Source organism: Pseudomonas sp. TE3786, from assembly GCF_054057335.1.
Map to the genome: position 1 here is coordinate 67,704 of NZ_JBSRZF010000005.1, position 21,082 is coordinate 88,785.

The 21,082-nt window shown below is 60.6% G+C and carries 18 protein-coding genes; 12 read left to right on the forward strand and 6 right to left on the reverse strand.

Annotation, left to right across the window (positions count from 1 at the left end):
* The first annotated feature begins 11 nt into the window (after positions 1-11).
* From fliD to ACVW0Y_RS07795, 6 genes are all read left to right on the forward strand, one after another.
* Entirely contained in the window at positions 12-1,466 is a 1,455-nt protein-coding gene (fliD, locus tag ACVW0Y_RS07770; RefSeq protein ID WP_457437291.1) for a flagellar filament capping protein FliD, read from the forward strand.
* 206 nt (positions 1,467-1,672) lie between these two features.
* Positions 1,673-2,053, forward strand: a complete 381-nt coding sequence (gene fliS, locus ACVW0Y_RS07775; RefSeq protein WP_457437293.1) for a flagellar export chaperone FliS — start codon at positions 1,673-1,675, stop codon at positions 2,051-2,053.
* Positions 2,054-2,089: 36 nt separating this feature from the next.
* Positions 2,090-2,404 (forward strand): flagellar protein FliT, encoded by a 315-nt coding sequence (locus ACVW0Y_RS07780; RefSeq protein ID WP_457437295.1) that lies wholly within the window; start codon positions 2,090-2,092, stop codon positions 2,402-2,404.
* 221 nt (positions 2,405-2,625) lie between these two features.
* Positions 2,626-4,098 (forward strand): sigma-54-dependent transcriptional regulator, encoded by a 1,473-nt coding sequence (locus ACVW0Y_RS07785; RefSeq protein WP_457437297.1) that lies wholly within the window; start codon positions 2,626-2,628, stop codon positions 4,096-4,098.
* Between the two features lie 121 nt (positions 4,099-4,219).
* Complete coding sequence (locus ACVW0Y_RS07790; protein ID WP_457437299.1) at positions 4,220-5,425, forward strand: sensor histidine kinase; 1,206 nt, start codon at positions 4,220-4,222, stop codon at positions 5,423-5,425.
* Between the two features lie 6 nt (positions 5,426-5,431).
* Positions 5,432-6,841: a sigma-54-dependent transcriptional regulator gene (locus tag ACVW0Y_RS07795; protein WP_457437301.1), complete on the forward strand. Its 1,410-nt coding sequence runs from the start codon at positions 5,432-5,434 to the stop codon at positions 6,839-6,841.
* 134 nt (positions 6,842-6,975) lie between these two features.
* Here the strand turns inward: ACVW0Y_RS07795 and ACVW0Y_RS07800 are convergent, their stop codons facing one another.
* Positions 6,976-7,500, reverse strand: a complete 525-nt coding sequence (locus ACVW0Y_RS07800; RefSeq protein ID WP_457437302.1) for a peptidoglycan binding protein CsiV — start codon at positions 7,498-7,500, stop codon at positions 6,976-6,978.
* An 18-nt stretch (positions 7,501-7,518) separates the two neighbouring features.
* Entirely contained in the window at positions 7,519-10,968 is a 3,450-nt protein-coding gene (mfd, locus tag ACVW0Y_RS07805; protein ID WP_457437304.1) for a transcription-repair coupling factor, read from the reverse strand.
* A 159-nt stretch (positions 10,969-11,127) separates the two neighbouring features.
* On the opposite strand from mfd, the gene ACVW0Y_RS07810 reads away from it, so the two are divergent.
* A complete protein-coding gene (locus ACVW0Y_RS07810) occupies positions 11,128-12,576 on the forward strand; it encodes a glyceraldehyde-3-phosphate dehydrogenase (protein WP_457437306.1) in 1,449 nt (482 codons plus the stop codon).
* Between the two features lie 156 nt (positions 12,577-12,732).
* Here ACVW0Y_RS07810 and ACVW0Y_RS07815 read toward each other — a convergent pair whose 3' ends face one another.
* Complete coding sequence (locus tag ACVW0Y_RS07815) at positions 12,733-13,275, reverse strand: chalcone isomerase family protein (RefSeq protein WP_457437308.1); 543 nt, start codon at positions 13,273-13,275, stop codon at positions 12,733-12,735.
* Positions 13,276-13,530: 255 nt separating this feature from the next.
* On the opposite strand from ACVW0Y_RS07815, the gene ACVW0Y_RS07820 reads away from it, so the two are divergent.
* Together ACVW0Y_RS07820 and sthA are read left to right on the forward strand one after the other, a co-directional pair.
* Positions 13,531-14,511: an FAD:protein FMN transferase gene (locus ACVW0Y_RS07820; protein ID WP_457437583.1), complete on the forward strand. Its 981-nt coding sequence runs from the start codon at positions 13,531-13,533 to the stop codon at positions 14,509-14,511.
* A gap of 64 nt (positions 14,512-14,575) precedes the next feature.
* Positions 14,576-15,970 (forward strand): Si-specific NAD(P)(+) transhydrogenase, encoded by a 1,395-nt coding sequence (sthA, locus tag ACVW0Y_RS07825; protein WP_457437310.1) that lies wholly within the window; start codon positions 14,576-14,578, stop codon positions 15,968-15,970.
* A gap of 51 nt (positions 15,971-16,021) precedes the next feature.
* On the opposite strand, the gene ACVW0Y_RS07830 is transcribed toward sthA, so the two are convergent.
* The 3 genes from ACVW0Y_RS07830 to ACVW0Y_RS07840 are packed head-to-tail and all read right to left on the reverse strand — an operon-like array spanning position 16,022 to position 17,711.
* Positions 16,022-16,744, reverse strand: a complete 723-nt coding sequence (locus ACVW0Y_RS07830) for a glycerophosphodiester phosphodiesterase (RefSeq protein WP_457437312.1) — start codon at positions 16,742-16,744, stop codon at positions 16,022-16,024.
* A gap of 24 nt (positions 16,745-16,768) precedes the next feature.
* Positions 16,769-17,086, reverse strand: a complete 318-nt coding sequence (locus ACVW0Y_RS07835; RefSeq protein ID WP_457437314.1) for a phosphodiesterase — start codon at positions 17,084-17,086, stop codon at positions 16,769-16,771.
* 46 nt (positions 17,087-17,132) lie between these two features.
* Positions 17,133-17,711, reverse strand: coding sequence for a PilZ domain-containing protein (locus ACVW0Y_RS07840; protein WP_457437316.1), 579 nt, complete (start codon positions 17,709-17,711; stop codon positions 17,133-17,135).
* Positions 17,712-17,852: 141 nt separating this feature from the next.
* Here ACVW0Y_RS07840 and ACVW0Y_RS07845 point away from each other — a divergent pair, with 141 nt between their 5' ends.
* The 3 genes from ACVW0Y_RS07845 to ACVW0Y_RS07855 are packed head-to-tail and all read left to right on the forward strand — an operon-like array spanning position 17,853 to position 21,047.
* On the forward strand, positions 17,853-19,103 hold the full coding sequence (locus ACVW0Y_RS07845; protein ID WP_457437318.1) for a lipoprotein-releasing ABC transporter permease subunit: 1,251 nt from the start codon (positions 17,853-17,855) through the stop codon (positions 19,101-19,103).
* 7 nt (positions 19,104-19,110) lie between these two features.
* Complete coding sequence (gene lolD, locus ACVW0Y_RS07850; RefSeq protein ID WP_457437320.1) at positions 19,111-19,803, forward strand: lipoprotein-releasing ABC transporter ATP-binding protein LolD; 693 nt, start codon at positions 19,111-19,113, stop codon at positions 19,801-19,803.
* Complete coding sequence (locus ACVW0Y_RS07855; RefSeq protein ID WP_457437322.1) at positions 19,803-21,047, forward strand: lipoprotein-releasing ABC transporter permease subunit; 1,245 nt, start codon at positions 19,803-19,805, stop codon at positions 21,045-21,047. The genes lolD and ACVW0Y_RS07855 overlap by 1 nt, the downstream gene beginning before the upstream one ends.
* The last annotated feature ends 35 nt before the right edge of the window (positions 21,048-21,082 follow it).

Here is a 21,082-nt window from a genome sequence, read left to right on the forward strand (position 1 = left end):
GGAGGTGTGAGATGGCTGGCATAAGCGGCATTGGTTCGGGCGTCAATATTGACGATATCGTGGCGTCGTCGGTGGCTGCTGAAAAAGCCCCGAAGCAGAATCAGATCGATAAACTCGAATCGAAATCCACCACCAAGCTGACCGCCCTGGGTTCGCTGAAAAGCGCTGTAAGCGAATTTCAGTCCGCGTTGGCGCTGCTAAACAGTCCAACCAGCTTCCTCTCGAAATCGACGACTTCCTCGAATACCTCGGTCCTTAGTGCCAGCGGTACACCCAGTGCCGTAGCAGGCACCTACAAAATTGAAGTGTCACAGCTGGCCGGCAGCAGCAAGATTGCGTCGGCAGCCTTCAGCGGTGGCAGCACTACAGCATTCAATACCGGTACGTTGGCCATCAAGGTCGGCAGTTCCGAAGCCTTTAGCATCAACGTCGACAGCACCAACAACACCTTGGCCGGTGTGCGTGACGCGATCAACGCCCAAGGCAAAACCGCCGGTGTCAGCGCCACCATCGTCACTGACAGCCAAGGCTCGCGCCTGGTGTTGAGCAGTACCAAGATGGGTGACGGCAACGACATCACCATGACCGGCACCAGCACCGGTACGGGCAGTGGCTCGCTGGAAGACCTGACTTTTCCCGGCGCTACCCTTGATCCCAATGATTACGTGACGCCGGCCGATTACGACAAGGCGGTCGCCAAAGCGGGCAAGACCATCACCACCGCGCAAAGCGCCAAGCTGAGCATTGACGGCCTGGATGTAGTGAGCGACTCCAACACCATCGACAAAGCGATCGACGGTGTCAGCATCAAACTTACCGGCACTACCGATAAAGATGAACCGCTGACGCTGACCGTGGCGGACAACACCTCGGCGGTGAAAAGCAACGTGCAGAACTTCGTCACGGCTTATAACAAGATGATGTCCGCAGTCAGTGCGTTGACCAAAGTGACCACGGTGGCAAACAGTGCGCCTGTGGTAGCGGCCTTGGCCGGGGACTCCACTGCGCGCTCGTTGATCAGTTCGGTACGTAGTGAGCTGGTTTCTGCGCAGTCAGGTACCGGTTCCATCAACGCATTGGCAAGTCTGGGCATCACCACCAAGCAGGACGGTACCCTGGAGGTCGACGCCACCAAGCTCGACAAGGCCGTTACTGAAAACTACGAAGGCGTAGCGGCGTACTTCACCGGTGACGATGGTCTGGCTAACCGCCTGACCGAAAAGCTCAAGCCATACACGGGCGGCGGCGGCATTATCGAGCAGCGTTCTACGCAGCTGACCAACACAATTGCCGGCCTCGACAAGCAGCAAGAAACCCTCGACCTGCGCATGACCGCGCTGCAAACTCGGTTGTACAAACAGTACAACGCCATGGACGCCTTGGTGTCGCAGTTGAAGACCACCAGCGACAGCCTCACCTCCTCGTTGGCCAGTCTGCCTTTCGCCAACAACTCCAGTAAAAACTGATAACCCCGTGCCCTACGCGGGCACGCGCGTTCCTCAAGCGGTTCAGCAGATGCGAACCGCTTCGCTGGCTAGATCGAATTCGACGCCCTTTGCGCTGGCTTAGTCCGGATTCTTCCGTGATTAAAAAATTGAAGTCAGGCATAAAGCTCTCGTAGATCCGGCCGATATCTTGAATATCGAAACAGCGGTTCACGAGGGTTTGCAAAATGAGAGCGATGTCGGCGATGAATCAGTACAAACAAGTGAGTGTCTCGGCTCAAGTGTTTGAAGCAAGTCCTCATCGTTTGATCCAGATGCTGATGGAAGGCGGTCTGGAGCGGTTGGCTCAAGCCCAAGGCGCAATGGCACGTGGTCAGGCCTCGATGAAAGGCGAATTGATCAGCAAGGCCATTGGCATTGTTGGCGGCCTGCGTGACGGCCTGGATATGGAAAAGGGCGGCGAAATTGCGCAGAACCTCGACCGTGTGTATGAGTACATGATTGTTCGTATGTTGGACGCCAACAAAACCAACGACCCAGCGCCTCTGGCGGAAGTATCCGGTTTGCTGCGTGAGGTTAAGTCCGGTTGGGATGCCATCGCGCCGTAAGTGCGGACGGGCCCGAGTTTTTGTTGGAGCGTTACGATGACTAAATCCACGGTGGTTAACCCCATGTTGCAGCAGATCGAAAGCACCCGAATCGCCCTGGTCGAAGCGTTTGCCCAAGAAGACTGGGAGCGCATAGGCGCGCTGGACAGCACGTGCCGCGAACAGGTTAGTGCAGCCATGGCAGCAAGCGCTGACATCGAAGAAGCCCTGCGCGAGCAAATGGAAGCGCTGGTGGAGGTGTATCGCCAACTCACCGCTGCGTGCGTGCGCAAGCGCGAGGCTGTGGGCGAAGAACTGACCCTGCTGGTCAAATCCAATCAAAGTGCCAAAATCTATCAGATGTTTGGCTAGTCAATTCTTTGTGGCTAACCTTTCGCCTAGAGGGGTTGGCTACTAAGCGCTGGGTTAACTCCTCGATACCATTTCGTACCTCGTTGAACTGGGTAGAAAAAATCACGTCATAAAATTGACTGCGTCCAAAAAATTGACTCTACTAGTGGCCAGTTGCTCGCGTTTTTTGATTGTTTTTGCGCTTGGCACATTCTTCACTCCCAGGATCAGAACCAGACACTATGTGGCGTGAAACCAAAATCTTACTGGTCGACGACAACAGCGAACGCCGCCGCGATTTGGCGGTGATTCTTAATTTTCTTGGGGAAGAACATCTAGTCTGCACTAGCCAGACCTGGCGTGAGACCGTCGACCCGCTCGAGAGTCCGCGCGATGTGTTGAGCGTGTTGCTCGGCGAGGTCACCAGCAAAGGTGGCTCGATAGAGTTGCTCAAGCAACTGGCCGCTTGGGATGAGCAGTTGCCCATCCTCCTAGTGGGCGAAGCCGCCTCGCCGGACTGGCCGGAAGATGTCCGCCGCCGGGTGCTGAGCACCCTGGAAATGCCCCCGAGCTACAACAAACTCCTCGATTCGCTGCACCGTGCCCAGGTCTACCGGGAAATGTTCGACCAGGCGCGCGGTGCCCGTGCGCGTGAGCCGAACCTGTTCCGCAGTCTGGTCGGCACCAGCCGCGCCATTCAGCAAGTACGGCAGATGATGTCGCAGGTAGCCGACACCGAGGCCAGCGTGCTGATCCTCGGCGAGTCCGGCACCGGCAAGGAAGTGGTTGCGCGCAACCTGCACTACCACTCCAAACGTCGAGACGCGCCCTTTGTGCCGGTCAACTGCGGCGCGATTCCAGCCGAGCTGCTGGAAAGCGAACTGTTCGGCCACGAAAAAGGTGCGTTCACTGGGGCTATCACCACCCGGGCGGGGCGCTTCGAGTTGGCCAACGGTGGCACCCTGTTTCTCGACGAAATCGGTGATATGCCGCTGCCGATGCAGGTCAAGCTGTTGCGCGTGCTGCAAGAGCGCACCTTCGAGCGCGTCGGCAGCAACAAGACCCAGAGTGCGGACGTGCGCATCATCGCCGCGACCCACAAGAACCTTGAGCAGATGATCGAAGCGGGCACCTTCCGCGAAGACCTTTACTACCGCCTCAATGTGTTCCCCATCGAGATGGCACCGCTGCGTGAGCGCGTGGAAGATATCCCGCTGCTGATGAACGAGCTGATTTCGCGGATGGAGGTGGAGAAACGCGGTTCGATCCGTTTCAACTCCGCGGCTATCATGTCGCTGTGCCGGCACGACTGGGCCGGTAACGTCCGCGAGCTGGCCAACCTGGTGGAGCGCATGGCGATCATGCATCCCTATGGGGTGATCGGTGTTCTGGAATTACCGAAGAAATTCCGTCAGGTCGATGACGAGCATGATCAACAGGCCGCCAGCGTTCGTGACGACCTGGAAGAGCGTTTCTCCTTCAACAGCAATGTACAGAGTGCCGACAACACCGCCATGTTGCCGCCTGAAGGCCTGGACCTGAAGGACTATCTCGGCAACCTCGAACAAGGCCTTATTCAACAGGCCCTGGACGATGCCGGCGGCGTCGTCGCCCGTGCTGCCGAACGTCTGCGCATCCGCCGCACCACCTTGGTGGAAAAGATGCGTAAGTACGGCATGAGTCGTCGGGATGACGACGAACAGTCGGATGATTGACGCGAAATTTCCTAAGCTACTTATAGTGCCTTGAAAAATAAGGATATTTTTTTAGGCACGGCTATTGCTAGTTCTCTCTCGACTGACCGTCTTATGACGGCTCACCGCGTGAGAGAGAACCATGAAGCCAACCGCACTCCCAACGTCCAGCACTGACAAAGCCGACATCGAGGCCACCAGCCGTGAAGGGCTGGAGCAGGCGTTCGCCATGTTCAGCCAGATGTCGACGCAGCTCAGTGACTCCTACAACCTGTTGGAAGCGCGGGTCACCGAACTCAAGGGCGAGTTGGCTTTGGTCAGCGCTCAGCGCATGCAGGAGCTGGCGGAGAAAGAGCGCCTGGCGCACCGCCTGCAAAGCCTGCTGGATGTATTGCCCGGTGGGGTGATCGTGATCGATGGCCAGGGCGTGGTGCGCGAAGCCAATCCGGTGGCCTGTGCGCTGTTGGGCAAGCCGCTGGTGGGCATGCTCTGGCGCGAAGTGATCGCCCGCAACTTTGCCCCGCGCAAAGACGATGGCCACGAAGTCTCGCTGAAAAACGGCCGCCGCCTCTCTATCGCCACTCGTTCACTGTCGGCCGAACCCGGTCAGCTGGTGCTGTTGAACGACCTGACGGAAACCCGTCAGCTACAAGATCAACTGGCCCGCCACGAGCGCTTGTCGGCACTGGGACGGATGGTCGCTTCCCTGGCTCATCAAATTCGCACGCCGCTATCTGCTGCCTTGCTCTACGCCAGCCATTTGACGGAGCAAGTGTTGCCGGTGGATCAGCAGCAACGTTTCGCCAGCCGCCTGAAAGAGCGCCTGCATGAGCTGGAGCACCAGGTGCGCGACATGCTGGTGTTTGCCCGTGGCGAACTGCCGCTGCCGGATCGCCTGGCCCCGAAAAAGCTCTACGACGCCCTGCGCGCCGCCGCCGAGCCCCATGTGCAAGGTATGAACGTGCGCTGGCAATGCGACGCCCATGCTGGCGAACTGCTGTGCAACCGCGACACCTTGGTGGGCACCGTGCTCAACCTGGTGGAAAACGCCATCCAGGCGGCCGGCCGCGATGCCAGCCTGAAAATCCATTTTTATATTCGTGGCCAGAATCTGCGCCTGTGTATCAGCGACAACGGCCCCGGCATCGACGCCAATACCCTGGCGCGTCTGGGCGAGCCCTTTTTTACCACCAAAACCACCGGTACCGGCCTCGGGCTGGCGGTGGTCAAAGCGGTGGCCCGTGCCCATCAGGGCGAACTGCTGCTGCGCTCGCGTCCCGGACGTGGCACCTGCGCCATTCTGGTTTTGCCGCTGATCTCGGTGGCTCCACGGGTTTCCCAGGAGTAACGGCCCATGGCTAGCAAAGTTTTATTAGTAGAAGACGACCGCGCCCTGCGCGAGGCCCTGGCCGATACCCTGGCGATTGGCGGCTATGAGTTCTGTGCCGTGGAGAGTGCCGAAGCGGCCCTCGGCGCGTTGGCGCGCGAGTCGTTCTGCATGGTGGTCAGCGACGTCAATATGCCTGGCATGGACGGCCATCAGTTGCTCGCCCTGATCCGCAGTCGTTATCCGCAACTGCCCGTGCTGCTCATGACCGCCTTTGGTGCCGTGGAGCGCGCGGTGGATGCCATGCGCCGTGGCGCTGCCGATTACCTGGTCAAACCCTTTGAACCCAAAGCCTTGCTGGAGCTGGTCGAGCGGCACGCCCTGGGACGTATGAGCAAAGACGACGGTGACGGCCCGGTGGCGCTGGAGCCGGCCAGTCGGCAACTGCTGGATCTGGCCACGCGGGTGGCGCAAAGCGATTCCACCGTGCTGATCTCCGGCGAGTCCGGTACCGGCAAGGAAGTGCTGGCGCGTTATATCCACCAGCAATCGCCACGGGCGAACAAACCCTTTATCGCCATCAACTGTGCGGCCATTCCGGACAATATGCTCGAAGCCACCCTGTTCGGTCATGAAAAGGGCGCTTTCACCGGTGCCGTTTCCTCGCAGCCGGGCAAGTTCGAGCTGGCGGAGGGCGGCACCATTCTGCTCGACGAGATTTCCGAAATGCCCCTGGGCTTGCAGGCCAAGCTGTTGCGAGTGCTGCAGGAACGCGAAGTGGAACGCGTCGGCGCGCGTAAACCGATCGACCTGGATATCCGTGTGCTGGCCACCAGTAACCGTGATCTGGCCGGTGAAGTGGCGGCCGGGCGCTTCCGTGAGGACCTGTTCTATCGCCTGTCGGTATTCCCTCTGGGCTGGCGTCCGCTGCGCGAGCGCACCGCCGATATCCTGCCACTGGCCGAGCGCCTGCTGGCCAAGCATGCGAAGAAAATGAATCACGCCCCGGCGCGTCTTTCCCCTGAGGCGCAGCGTGCCCTGGTGGTTTACCCCTGGCCGGGCAATGTGCGCGAATTGGACAACGCCATTCAGCGCGCCCTTATCCTGCAGCAGGGCGGCACCATCCAGCCGCAGGACCTGTGCCTGAACGGCACCATCGGCCTGGCACCTGCGCCGGCTCCAGTGGCCACGCTGGTGGCCGTGCCCAGCGGCACTGCGGCGTTGCCGGCGAGTGACGACAGCAGCGATAGCGGTGCCCTGGGCGACGACCTGCGCCGGCACGAATTCCAGATGATCATCGACACCTTGCGCGCCGAACGCGGTCGTCGCAAGGAAGCCGCCGAACGCCTGGGCATCAGCCCGCGAACCTTGCGCTACAAGCTGGCGCAGATGCGTGATGCGGGAATGGACGTTGAGGGGTATCTGTTCGCCAGCTGAATCCCTGAAAGGCAAAAGCCCGGCACAAATGCCGGGCTTTTTCGTTGCACCTGTCGGAGCGGCTTTAGCCGCGATGCTTTTTGAGTTCAAGAGCATCGCGGCTGAAGCCGCTCCTCCGGGAGCGTCTTGATGGCCTACAGCGGGTTGATACGAATGAGCATTCCCAGGTTCGAGTGATCCAGATACGTCAGCTCGCCCGTTTTCAGGCGCGCACTCTGCTTCAGGCGCTCGCTGCCAATCAACAGGCCAGTGGCGTCGAACTGGTTGATCCAGAAATTGGCATCCAGATCGACAAAGCGCACCTGCTTCAGGCTCAAGGTGCCTTCCACTGGGTAATGGCCGAACTGTTGGTTGCCGGTGTTAACGGCGATCTTGGTTGGCGCTTCGCCCATGCTTTGCTGCCAGGCCTGGTGCAGCAGCACGGTGTAGCCATTGTCCGGATTCAGCTTGGCGGCTTCGCCATTCAGCGCGATGCCGCGGGCATTGTCGGCCGCGCTGCCTTGCACGCCAGCGGCCCAGTCATCCGGGGCGGTCTGGCTGGCCGGAATCGGTTCGCCGGCTTGGCGAAAGATGATCAGTTCAACCTGGTACAAGCCATCGGCAAAGGCCATGGGTGCAACCAGGCTGAGAAGCAGGGCGAAACAACGGAGGGCACGCATTCAGTAGTCCTTTAGTAATCAAACTTGTTTGGGCGTGAGGCGCTCGAACAACGCTTCCAGCACGTTGAATCTTTCTTCCGGACGCTCCATCGGCACCTGGAATTTGAACTGGGTGGCGCCTTCGAATTTGTAGCGGTTGGGCTGACCTTGAATCAGCTTGATCAGCACCAACGGGTCGACCTGAGTGTCGGCAGCAAATTCAATCTTGCCGCCTTGCGGGCCGGCGTCCAATTTTTTGATTCCCAGCTGCTCGGCTTGCAGCTTGAGCAGGGTCAGGCGTATCAGGTTCTTGGTCGGCTCGGGCAACAGGCCGAAGCGGTCGATCATTTCCACCTGCAGTTCTTTCAGTGCGTCTTCATCTGCGGCCGAGGCAATGCGTTTGTACAGGATCAGCCGCGTATGCACATCCGGCAGATAGGCATCGGGAATCAGCGCCGGTACCCGCAGGTTGATTTCCGGACCACCGCCCAGCGGTTGCTCGAGGTTCGGTTGCTCACCCTTGCGGATGGCTTTCACTGCGCGCTCGAGCATTTCCATATACAGGGTAAAACCCACCGCCTGAATCTGCCCGCTCTGGCCGTCGCCCAGCAACTCGCCGGCACCACGGATCTCCAGGTCGTTGGTGGCCAGCACAAAGCCGGCGCCTAGGTCCTGGGTATTGGCGATGGCTTCCAGGCGTTTTTCCGCGTCTGGGGTCATCTGCTTACGCGGCGGTGTCAGCAGGTAGGCATACGCCTGGTGGTGACTGCGGCCAACTCGGCCACGCAGTTGGTGCAGCTGGGCCAGACCGAACTTGTCGGCGCGCTCGATGATGATGGTGTTGGCGCTCGGCACATCGATACCGGTTTCGATAATGGTCGAGGCGATCAGCACGTTGAAGCGCTTGTGGTAAAAGTCGCTCATCACCTGTTCCAGATCGCGCTCGTGCATCTGCCCATGGCCTATGCCGATACGCGCTTCCGGTACGAGCTCAGCCAAATCGGCGGCGCATTTCTCGATGGTTTTTACGTCGTTGTGCAGGTAATACACCTGGCCGCCACGCAGCAGTTCGCGCAGCAGGGCTTCCTTGATGACGGGCTTCTGCTGCTCCATCACAAAGGTGCGCACCGACAAACGCCGCGCTGGCGGCGTGGCGATGATCGATAGATCGCGCATGCCGGAAACGGCCATGTTCAAGGTGCGCGGAATCGGCGTCGCGGTGAGGGTGAGAATGTCCACCTCGCTGCGCAGCGCCTTGAGCTGTTCCTTCTGGCGCACGCCAAAACGGTGCTCTTCGTCGATGATCACCAGGCCGAGGTTTTTGATTTTTACATCGTCCTGCAACAGCTTATGGGTGCCGATCACGATATCGATCTTGCCCTCGGCCAGCTGCGCCACAGCAGCCTTCACTTCCTTGTCGGACTTGAAGCGGCTCATCACTTCCACGGTCACCGGCCAGTCGGCAAAACGGTCGCGGAAGCTGTTGTAGTGCTGTTGGGCGAGCAGAGTAGTGGGCACCAGAATCGCCACTTGCTTGCCGCTGTGCACGGCAATAAAGGCCGCACGCATGGCCACTTCGGTTTTGCCGAAGCCCACGTCGCCGCACACCAGGCGGTCCATCGGTTTCGGCGCAAGCATATCGGCCATCACCGCTTCGATGGTGGTCTGCTGGTCCGGGGTTTCCTCAAACGGGAAGCCGGCGCTGAAGGTCTCGTAGTCCAGTTTCGGATCGGCAAACGCATAGCCTTCGCGCGCGGCGCGCCGGGCGTAAATATCCAGCAGCTCGGCCGCCACATCGCGCACCTGCTCGGCGGCCTTGCGCTTGGCTTTCTGCCAGGTTTCCGAACCCAGGCGGTGCAACGGTGCCAGGGCATCGTCGCTGCCGGTGTAACGGGCGATCAGGTGCAGGTTGGCCACCGGCACATACAGCTTGGCCTCGTCGGCATAGGCCAGCATGAGGAATTCGGCGGTCTGGTTATCCACTTCCAGCGTCGCCAGGCCCAGGTAGCGCCCCACGCCATGGTCGATATGCACCACCGGCGCGCCTTCGCGCAGCTCGGTGAGGTTTTTGATCACCGCGTCGCCGTGATCGCCGCGGTTCTTTTCCCGGCGGCGGCGCTGCATGACACGTTGGCCGAACAACGGGCTTTCGGCGATCAGCGCCAGGGCCGGGTCGTCCAGCTGCAAGCCGTCGTCCAGCGGCGCGATGGTGATCGCCAGGCGCTCTTTGCCGGTGGTGAAGTCGTTCCAGCCTTCGACCTCGACCGGTTTCAGGCGCAGGCGCGCCAGTAACTCCAGCAGCACCTCGCGGCGCCCAGCCGACTCGGCGGTAAACAGCACGCGGCCAGGGAAGTCGTTGAGGAAGTTTTCCAGCGCTGCCATCGGCTGCTGGGCCTTGGCCTGAATCGCCAGGTCGGGCAGCGCTTGGGCCGGGAAGCGTTCGCGGCCGACGCCAACGTCCACGTCCTGCTGACTGACCACCACCCGTGGCCAGTTTTTCAGGCGGGCGAAGCAGTCTTCCACAGGTAGAAACAGTTCCGCTGGTGGCACCAGTGGGCGCTCGGGATCGACGCGGCGCTCTTCGTAGCGGTTGCGCACGTCGTTCCAGAAGTTCTCGCTGGCCTGCTCGATGCCCGGCAGGGAGAACACCTGGGTGTCGCTGGGCAGGTAGTCAAACAGGGTGTCGGTTTCATCGAAAAACAGCGGCAGGTAGTACTCGATACCGGCCGGGGTAATACCGCTGCTCAGGTCTTGATAGATGGTGCAGCGGCGGAAGTCCACGTCAAAGCGCTCGCGAAAGCGCGCGCGGAAACCGGTGACGGCTTCTTTATTCAGCGGAAATTCACGCGCCGGCAACAAGCGGATCGACTCGACCTTGTCGATGGAGCGCTGGGTTTCCGGATCGAAGGTGCGCAGGGTTTCGATTTCGTCATCGAACAGGTCGATGCGGTAGGGCTGCGGCGTACCCATGGGAAACAGGTCGATGATCGCGCCGCGCACGGTGAACTCGCCGTGCTCGTATACGGTTTCCACGTAGCGGTAACCGGTGGCCTCCAGACGCGTGCGCATCTGCTCGACATCCAGCTTCTGGCCCACATCCAGCACCAGGCTGCTGCCCAGCAGAAAACGCTTGGGTGCCAGGCGGTGCAGGGCGGTAGTGATCGGCACTACAAGAATGCCGTGGCTCAGCTCCGGCAGCCGGTAGAGGCTGGCGATGCGCTGGGAAATGATGTCCTGATGGGGCGAGAACAGGTCGTACGGCAGGGTTTCCCAGTCGGGAAAATGCAGCACCGGCAACTCCGGGGCGAAAAAACGCAACTCCTGCTCCAGGCGCTCGGCGCTCTGGCTGTCGGCGGTCAGCAACAGGGTGAAACGTTTGGCAGCATTGGCCGCTTCGGCAATCGCCAGGCTTAGTGCTGCGCCAGGAAGGTTGCCCCACGTTTGTTTGCCGGAGGCGGCGGGAAGGCTGGGTAAGCGCAATACGGACACGAGAGGTCGTGGCTCCGGCTGAGGATTAACCCGGGCGATTGTAACTATCCCAGGGATAAGCTGTCAGTGTTTCGTCCGCTGCAGATTGCCGCCGGTTGCACAGGCCGTCATAATGTAGCCCGTTTTTTCAGCCCCTACATATTGTTGAAGGTATTGCCCGTGACTCAGAAGCCTGATCAGTGTCTTGGTGAATGGATTGATCGTGAAGCACTCGCGGAGGCGATGATTCCGCTGATTGGTCAGCTCTACCGCAATAACAACGTGGTGACCTCGATTTACGGCCGCAGCATGATCAATCGCTCGGTTATCCAGATTCTCAAAGCCCACCGTTTTGCCCGTCACCGCCAGTCCGACGAAAGCGAACTCTCGGTTCACGAGACCTTCGCCGTTCTGAAAGAAATGAGCGGCCTGAAACTGGGCGCCGCCTCGGTCGACCTGGGCAAGCTCGTAGTCAAATTCAAAGCCGAAGGCAATGGCCGCGCCATTGAGCAGTTCGTGCGTGACGAACTGGCTGCCGTCGTTGGCAAGCAGAACGGCACTCCGCGTAAAGGCACCGATGTTGTGCTGTACGGCTTCGGTCGTATCGGCCGTCTGCTGGCGCGCATCCTGATCGAAAAAACCGGTGGCGGCGACGGCCTGCGTCTGCGCGCTATCGTGGTCCGTAAAGGTGCCAGCAACGACCTGGTGAAACGCGCCAGCCTGCTGCGTCGCGACTCGGTCCACGGTCCGTTCAACGGCACCATCACCGTTGACGAAGAGAACAACACCCTCACCGCCAACGGCAACCTGATCCAGATCATCTACGCCAAAGACCCGAAAGAAGTCGATTACACCCAGTACGGCATCAGCAACGCGCTGCTGGTCGACAACACTGGTGTATGGCGTGACGCCGAGGGCCTCGGCCAGCACCTGGCCTGCCCAGGCGTTGACCGCGTGGTGCTGACCGCACCGGGCAAAGGCAAGCTGAAGAACATCGTGCACGGCATCAACCACGGTGAAATCACCCCGGACGACAAGATCATCTCCGCCGCTTCCTGCACCACCAACGCCATCGTGCCGGTGCTCAAGGCTGTGAATGACAAGTTCGGCATCGTTAACGGCCACGTCGAAACCGTTCACTCGTACACCAACGACCAGAACCTGATCGACAACTTCCACAAGGGCGACCGTCGTGGTCGCAGCGCGCCGCTGAACATGGTAATCACCGAAACCGGTGCTGCCACTGCCGCGGCCAAAGCCCTGCCGGAACTGGCTGGCAAGTTGACTGGCAACGCCATTCGCGTACCGACACCAAACGTGTCGATGGCCATCCTCAACCTGAACCTGGAAAAAGCTTCCACCCGCGAAGAAATGAACGAGTACCTGCGCTACGTCGCGCTGCACTCGGATCTGCATCGCCAGATCGACTTCGTCAACTCGCTGGAAGTGGTTTCCACCGACTTCGTCGGTTCGCGTTTTGCCGGTGTGGTTGACGCTGAAGCCACCATCTGCAACGACAACCGCGTTGTGCTGTACGTTTGGTACGACAACGAATTCGGTTACAGCTGCCAGGTAGTGCGTGTGATGGAAGATATGGCGGATGTGAATCCACCGGCTTTCCCTCAGTAACCGCGGTTCAGGCATAAAAAACGGGAGCTTCGGCTCCCGTTTTTTTATCTCGATTTTCTGGGTGAGTCGCCAACCCTGCGGGAGCGGCTTCAGCCGCGATGCGTTTGATCTGGGATTACGCTTTGCAGGTCCGGTTCATCGCGGCTAAAGCCGCTCCTACGGGGTGGTGAGCAAGCGCTCGCGCAGTTCTTCTGAGAGACCATCGTGCGCCAACCACAGCCCCAGATACGCCCGGGCAAACTCGGCATTGTGGTTGCGGTACACCTGCTTGCCGTTGAGCTCCAGTACCAGGCCGCCCGCGGCACTGTAGGTGAGGGCATAGCGGTCGCCCGGCTGGATATCCTTGAAGTTGGCTTGCATCGGTTCGATCTCGGCGCGCAACGCTTGCAGCTTTTCCGCCGGTTGTTGCCGTTCGAGGGTGGTCCAGGCGGCCTTGATCACGTCATTGCGGTCGATGGCGCGCAGGTAGTAGAGCTCCAGGCGTTGGTCGCGCATCTGGCTCACGGCATCGCGCGGGCTGACGCCGGCATCGCTGTAGAACGCCACGGCATACAGGTCCACCCACAGGTAGGTGAGCACTGTCTGGGTTTTGCGTTGCAATTGGTCGCGCTCGGCGGGGAAGGCCGCTTGTTGCAACGGGTCGCTGGCCCACAGGGCATTGCTAAATAGCAGTAACAGCAGGGTAAAGGTCAGACGCATGGCGGTGCTCTTGGCGACGAGGGCATTGCCAGCATACGGCTTTGCTGATGACAGTTGTTTACTAGCGACTGTTGCCAGGTGCGACCTAGTGTTGGTCGCATTCGCGGCTGTCGGGCGCTGCGCTGGGGCGCTATCCTTGCGCTCCCCGGCTTTCCCCCTGAGAGCGCTGCCTTGCCTCGCCGTTATCTTTGCTTGCTTGTTTGTCTGTTACTGGTCGGTTGCGGCCCGCAGGTCGAGGAATTCGGCGGCCCGACCATGGGTAGCCATTACTCGCTCAAGTATGTGGCCGGCAACCACACCCCCGCTCCAGACAAGGTGCAAGCCGAGGTTGAAAGCCTGCTGGGCGAGGTGGATAAACAGCTGTCCACCTGGCGTGCCGATTCTGATATTTCCCGCTTCAATGCCTTGCCTGCCAGCAGTTGCGCCCAGGTCCCCGAACCACTGCGCGAGCTGGTGGTGTTCGCCAACAGCCTGTGGCGGGACAGCGAGGGTGCCTTCGATATCACCGTCGAACCGTTGATGAACCTCTGGGGCTTCGGCCCGCAATCCCGTGGCCAACAGGTGCCCACGGCCGAGCAGATTGCCGCTGCCAAGGCATTGGTCGGCCAGGCCCATCTGCGCATCGACGGCCAGCAGCTGTGCAAGGACATCGCCCTGCAGCTGGACCTTAACAGCATCGCCGCCGGCTATACCGTCGACCGTATTGCCAGGCTGCTCGGCACCCTGGGCATCGATAGCTATCTGCTGAATGTGACCGGCGAGCTCAAGGCCGCGGGTCTCAAGCCCGATGGTAGGCCGTGGAAAGTCGCCATCGAGGCACCGCGCGAGGATGTGCAAATGGCGCAGCAGGTGCTGACGCTGGATGGCTGGGGCGTGTCGACCTCCGGCGATTACCACAACTATTTCGAGCGCAACGGCCAGCGATATTCCCACACCCTGGACCCGCGCAGCGGCGCGCCCATCACCCACAGCCTGGCGCAAGTGACGGTGCTCGATCCCTCGACCCTGCGCGCCGACGGACTATCGACTTTACTGATGGTGCTGGGCCCGCAGCGCGGTTTTGCCTTTGCCGAGCAGCAGGGCATTGCCGCGCTGTTTGTCAGTCGCACGGCAACCGGCTTCAGCAGTCAGGCCACCGCCGCCTTTACCCGGCAGGTTGCCAAGACGCACACGCCGTTAGCAGGAACTCGCGATGTAGTGCAGACAACACTCGCCTACCTGGCTACCAATCGCTAATGTGCGCAACACAAAGCCGCAGCTAAGCTGCGCAGCAGTTTTGAGCTGTTTCAGAGGAGTGAACATGGCGGTCTACAACTACGACGTGGTGGTATTGGGTTCGGGTCCGGCGGGCGAGGGGGCGGCAATGAACGCTGCCAAGGCCGGGAAGAAAGTGGCGGTGGTCGACAACCGTCGCGAGGTAGGCGGCAACTGCCTGCACCTGGGTACCATCCCGTCCAAGGCCCTGCGTCACTCGGTTCGGCAGATCATGCAATTCAACACCAACCCGATGTTTCGCCAGATTGGCGAGCCGCGTTGGTTCTCTTTCCCCGATGTGCTGAAAAGCGCCGAGCGGGTGATCTCCAAGCAAGTCACCTCGCGCACCAGCTATTACGCCCGCAACCGTGTCGACCTGTTCTACGGCACCGGCAGTTTCGCCGATGAGCAAACCATCGAAGTGGTCTGCCCCAATGGTGTGGTGGAAAAGCTGGTGGCTGCGCAGATCATCATCGCCACCGGCTCGCGCCCCTATCGTCCGGCGGATATCGACTTCCACCACGAGCGCGTCTACGACAGCGACACTATCCTTACCCTCAGCCACACCCCGCGTCGCCTGATCATCTACGGTGCCGGCGTGATCGGTTGCGAGTACGCCTCGATCTTCAGCGGCCTGGGTGTGCTGGTCGATCTGATCGACAACCGCGACCAACTGCTGAGTTTCCTCGACGGCGAAATCTCCGATGCCTTGAGCTATCACCTGCGCAATAACAATGTGCTGGTGCGTCACAACGAGGAATACGAGCGCATCGAAGGCATGGACAACGGCGTGGTGCTGCACCTCAAGTCCGGCAAGAAGATCAAGGCCGACGCCTTGCTCTGGTGTAACGGCCGCACCGGCAACACCGACAAGCTGGGCCTGGAAAACATCGGCATCAAGGTCAACAGCCGTGGCCAGGTCGAGGTCAATGAGCATTACCGCACCAGCGTGTCGAATATCTTCGCCGCCGGCGATGTGATCGGCTGGCCAAGCCTGGCCAGCGCGGCATTCGACCAGGGTCGTTCGGCCGCTGGCAGCATTATCGAGAACGGTAGCTGGCGTTTTGTAAACGATGTGCCGACCGGCATTTATACGATTCCGGAAATCAGCTCCATCGGTAAAACCGAGCAGGAGCTGACCGCGGCGAAAATCCCTTACGAAGTGGGCAAGGCCTTCTTCAAGGGCATGGCGCGGGCGCAGATCGCCATCGAACCGGTGGGCATGCTCAAGCTCTTGTTCCACCGCGAAACCCTGGAGATTCTCGGCGTGCACTGCTTCGGCTATCAGGCCTCGGAGATCGTCCATATCGGCCAGGCGATCATGAACCAGCCGGGTGAAGCCAATACCATCAAGTATTTCGTCAATACCACCTTCAACTACCCAACCATGGCCGAGGCCTATCGGGTGGCGGCGTTCGACGGTCTCAACCGGCTTTTTTGAGCGGCACCGACCGGCTGCCTGAGCCGGTCGGGGAGGCGGACTGTTTCGGGTTCAGCGATTCGCGAGAGTGGCGCTGGCCAAACCGGGAAAGTCTGTAATCAGGCTGTCCACACCGAAGTCAGCGAGTCGGCGCATCAGTGCCGGCTCGTTGACCGTCCATACCGACACATGCAGCCCCTGTTTCTGCGCTTTCAGCAGCCGCTCGGGGGTGCACAGCGTCCAGTTCAGCGCCAACAGCGTACAGCCGTAGTTCTGCGCCACCTTCAATGGGTCGAGCCAGGCGTATTCGGCCACCAGGCCGCGGGCCAGGTCCGGGGTCAGGTTGGCCGCTGCGCGCAACACTTCCCGCGAACTTGAGGTGATCGTCACCTTGTCCAGCAGGTTGAATTCCTGCGCCAGTTCACGAATGGCCAGCACCGTGCTCGCCGCACGCACCCGTGAGGCGCTTTTCACTTCAAGCTGCCAGTGCTCGAAATCGCATTTCTCGAACAGCTCCGCCAAGCGCGGAATCGGCGTCGGCTGCACGGCACCGGGTCCACCTTTGCGGGCGTCGTAGGTCACCAACTCGGCGGCATCGTGTTCGACTACTTTGCCGCGATGGCCGGTGGTGCGTTTCAGGGTTGGGTCGTGGATCACCATCAGCTCGCCATCGCGAGACAGATGCAGATCCAGCTCGCAGCGCCGCACGCCATGCTTGAGGCATTGCTGGAAGCTGGCCAGGGTGTTTTCCGGTGCTTCGCCCTTGGCGCCGCGGTGGCCGTAGATCAGGGTCACGGTTGCTCCTTGCTGGGGTGGTAATCAGTTGGACGGGGCGGGCGCAGCCGGCTGAGCGGCACGCGGCTGGAAGTGGCGAACGGCGTCGACCACATGGGTATTTTCGAAGTACACGCTGAAATCGCGGTAGTCCCAGCGCGTGATCGGTGGGTTGCCGACCGGCTTGTGTTCTTCGTCCGGCAGGCCGAACTGGTCGAGCACGCTGCGCTGTAACTGGCCGCGCACGGGCAGGGGAATGGCACTGGCACCTTGCTCACCGAGGGGTATTTCCAGGGTGTCGGCTTGTGCCGCCAAGGGCAGCAGGCTGAGGAGCAGGCTCAAAAGCAAAGTCGGGCGGGACATGGGTTTCTCTTTCTGCAAGTCTGTCAGCAGCAACCGTTTCACTAGATTAGTCGCTGGGCGTTTCGCGGGCCTGGCGACGTTCCATCGCCTGCTTTTGCAGAATATGCCGAGCGAGCAATTGCCGCTGTGCGTCGGTCAACGCTTCGAACTCGGTGCCGATCTCGTATTGGCCATTTTGCTGCTGGCGACAGTGGATCACCTCGGCGCGCAATAACAGGCCCAGGGCCTGAGGCATCAGCACCATTTTCACCGCCAGGTGGCTGCCGGTGGGCACGGGTTGCGGGTGCTCAAAGCTCACGCCGCCCTCGGACAGGCTTACCCGTTTTGGCGCGCCGATTTCGCGCACCAGGTTCTGCGCCAGGACCTGGCCGAGCAGGTCGATGCGTTTGTTGACCACCTTCAGGTAGCTGGCCAGGGTGCGGTCGCGTTCGCCGATATGGCGCAACAGGTGTTGTGATTCGAAGTCGGAGAGGTGCAGGTCGCTGAGCAGATTGAACAGTGGCGAATGGTCATGCAGGGCTTCGCTGGCCACCGCTTCGGCGCCGGACAGCAGGCTGAATTCCAGTGCGATCGTATCGTTGATGCGATAGTATTCGCGGCGATCACTTGCATCGTTTGACGTCATGGCGAACCCATGGCAGCGGTGGTGGTCAGAGCCTTAGCTCTAAGCAGTGTGCCCAAAGTGTAAGGCCGCAGGCCGAGCCTCGCCACTGTTGGATTTTGTACAGCAGGATGCCCCTTCCTTCGCAGCGAATACTCTCCTTCTATGTTCAGACCGCTGTCCATTTTTATCGGCGCACGCTACACCCGTGCCAAACGCCGAAATCATTTTGTTTCGTTCATCTCGCTGACCTCGATGATCGGCCTCGCCCTGGGCGTGGTGGTAATGATCGTAGTGCTCTCGGTGATGAATGGCTTCGATTATGAAATGCGCACCCGGGTGCTGGGTATGGTGCCCCACGCCACGGTGGAGTCGGCCGAGCCGATCAGCGACTGGCACGCCATGGCCGACAAGGTGCTGCAGCATCGCCAGGTGGTGGCCGTGGCACCCTTCACCCAGATGCAGGGCCTGCTGACCCATAACGGCAAATCGCAGAAGGTGTTGATCAATGCCATCGACCCGGCTGAAGAAGCGAAAGTCTCGATCATCAACAAATTCTTCAAAGAAGGCAGTCTCGACGCGCTGAAGACCGGCGAGTTTGCCCTGATCATCGGCGACAAGGCGGCCGCCAAGCTGGGCGTAAAGATCGGCGACAAACTGACCTTCGTCGCCCCGGAAGTAACGGTGACCCCAGCCGGGATGTTCCCGCGCCTGAAGCGCTTCACCGTAGCCGGCATCTTCCATGTCGGCGCCGGCGAAATCGACGGCTTTCTGGCCCTGGCCAATATCCACGATATCGCCCGTCTGCACCGCTGGAAGCCCGACCAGGTGCAAGGCCTGCGCCTTAAGTTTGCCGACCTGTTCCAGGCCCCACGCATCTCCTGGGAAATTGCCGGGCAGTTGGGTGACCGCGATTACTACGCCCGCGACTGGACCCGCACCCACGGCAACCTGTACCAGGCCATCCGCATGGAAAAAGCCATGATCGGTCTGTTGCTGCTGCTGATTGTGGCCGTGGCGGCGTTCAACATCATTTCCACCCTGGTAATGGTGGTGAACGACAAGAAGGGCGATATCGCCATTCTGCGCACTCTCGGGGCCACGCCCGGGCAGGTCATGCGCATATTTATGGTGCAGGGCACCGTGATCGGCGTGTTCGGTACCTTGATCGGCGCGGTGCTGGGCATCATTGCCGCGCTCAACGTCAGTAGCTGGATTGCCAGCCTCGAGTCGCTGCTGGGGATCAAGTTCCTCAATGCCGATGTGTACTTCATCGACTACCTGCCGTCGCAATTGATGACCCAGGACGTGCTGCAGGTATGCGGCGCGGCGCTGCTGTTGAGTTTCCTCGCCACTCTTTACCCAGCCTGGCGCGCGGCGCGCACCCAGCCCGCGGAGGCGCTTCGTTATGAGTAATGTCGCTATGCAAGCTAATCAAGACAAAGCCGTTCTGAGCTGCCGCAACCTCGGCAAAAGCTACGACGAGGGCCCGCAATCGGTGGTGGTACTGTCCGGCCTGGAGTTGGAACTGCACCCCGGTGAGCGTGTAGCCATTGTCGGCAGCTCCGGTTCGGGCAAGAGCACCTTGCTCAATATGCTCGGCGGCCTGGATACGCCGAGCACCGGCAGTGTCTGGCTGGCCGGCGAGGAGCTGTCGGCCTTGAGCGAAAAGAAACGCGGCCTGCTGCGTAACCGCGCCCTGGGCTTCGTCTACCAGTTCCACCATCTGTTGCCGGAATTCACCGCCCTGGAAAACGTCTGCATGCCGCTGTTGATCGGCAAGGTGGCGATTCCCGAAGCGCGTCAGCGCGCCACCAAGCTGCTGGAGCGCGTCGGTCTTGGCCATCGCCTGACGCACAAGCCGGCCGAGCTGTCCGGCGGCGAGCGCCAGCGTGTGGCGATTGCCCGGGCGCTGATCAACAACCCAGGCCTGGTACTGCTCGATGAGCCCACCGGCAACCTCGATCACCACACCGCCCAGGGCATTCAAGACCTGATGCTGGAGCTGAGCCGCGACTCGAAAACCGCCTTTCTGGTGGTGACCCACTCCCAGGAGCTGGCCCAACAAATGGATCGGATCTGGCGTCTGGAAGACGGCAAGCTGGTGGCTGCCTGATGTTCCGCCCGCTCAGCGTCTTTATCGGCTTGCGTTACACCGGTGCCAAGCGCCGTAACCAGTTCATCTCGTTTATTTCCCTGACCTCCATGATCGGCCTGGCCCTGGGTGTGCTGGCCATGATCGTGGTGCTGTCGGTGATGAACGGTTTCCAGCGGGAAATGAGCTCACGGATTCTCGGGATGGTGCCCCACGCCACCATTGCCGGGGTGCAACCGATCGACAACTGGCAGGAAGTCGCCAGCGCAGCGCGGAAAAACCCTGAGGTGACCGCTGCGGTGCCGTTTGCCGAGCTGGAGGGCATGCTCTCCTACAAGGGCCTGATGCAGCCGGTACAGATCAACGGTGTCGATCCCAAGGAAGAAACCAAGGTCTCGATCATTGGCCAGCATATTGTCCAGGGCAGCCTGGATGCCTTGCAGCCTGGCGAGTTCGGCGTGGTCATCGGCGAAATCACTGCGCGCCGTTTCCGTCTGAATGTCGGTGACAAGCTGACCCTGATCATTCCCGAACTGAGCAATGCCCCCGGCGGCATCACCCCGCGGATGCAGCGCCTGAATGTGGTCGGCGTGTTCAAGGTGGGTGCCGAGCTGGATGGCTCCCTGGCCCTGATCAGCATTGCCGACGCCGGCCAGTTGCAACGCCTGCAACCCGGCCAGGTGCAAAGCGTGCGCCTGGCGCTGAAGGACCTGTACCAGGCACCGCAAGTGTCGGCGGCTGTGGCCAAGCAACTGGGTGACGGCTATCGCCCCAGCGACTGGACCCTCACCCAGGGCAGCCTGTTCAGTGCGATGAAAATGGAAAAGACCATGATCGGTCTGCTGCTGTTACTGATCGTCGCCGTGGCCGCGTTCAATATCATCGCCACGCTGATCATGGTGGTCGCCGACAAGGGCGGCGACATCGCTATTCTGCGTACCCTGGGTGCCACGCCCGGGCAGATCATGGCGGTGTTTATGGTGCAGGGCACCGTGATCGGCCTGATCGGTACCGTGGTTGGCGGCGTGCTCGGGGTGTTGGCGGCGTTGAACGTCAGCGCGTTGGTGGGCTGGCTCGAGCGCATCAGTGGCCAGCAGATCTTCAGTTCCGACGTTTACTTCGTCAGCAATCTGCCCTCTGAACTGCAGGCGTTCGACGTGGTGCTGATCTGCAGCGCGGCGTTTATCCTCAGCTTCCTGGCCACGCTCTATCCCTCCTGGCGAGCGGCGCAGATACAGCCAGCCGAAGCGCTGCGCTACGAGTAATAAAAAACGCCGCTAAATGCGGCGTTTTTTATGCG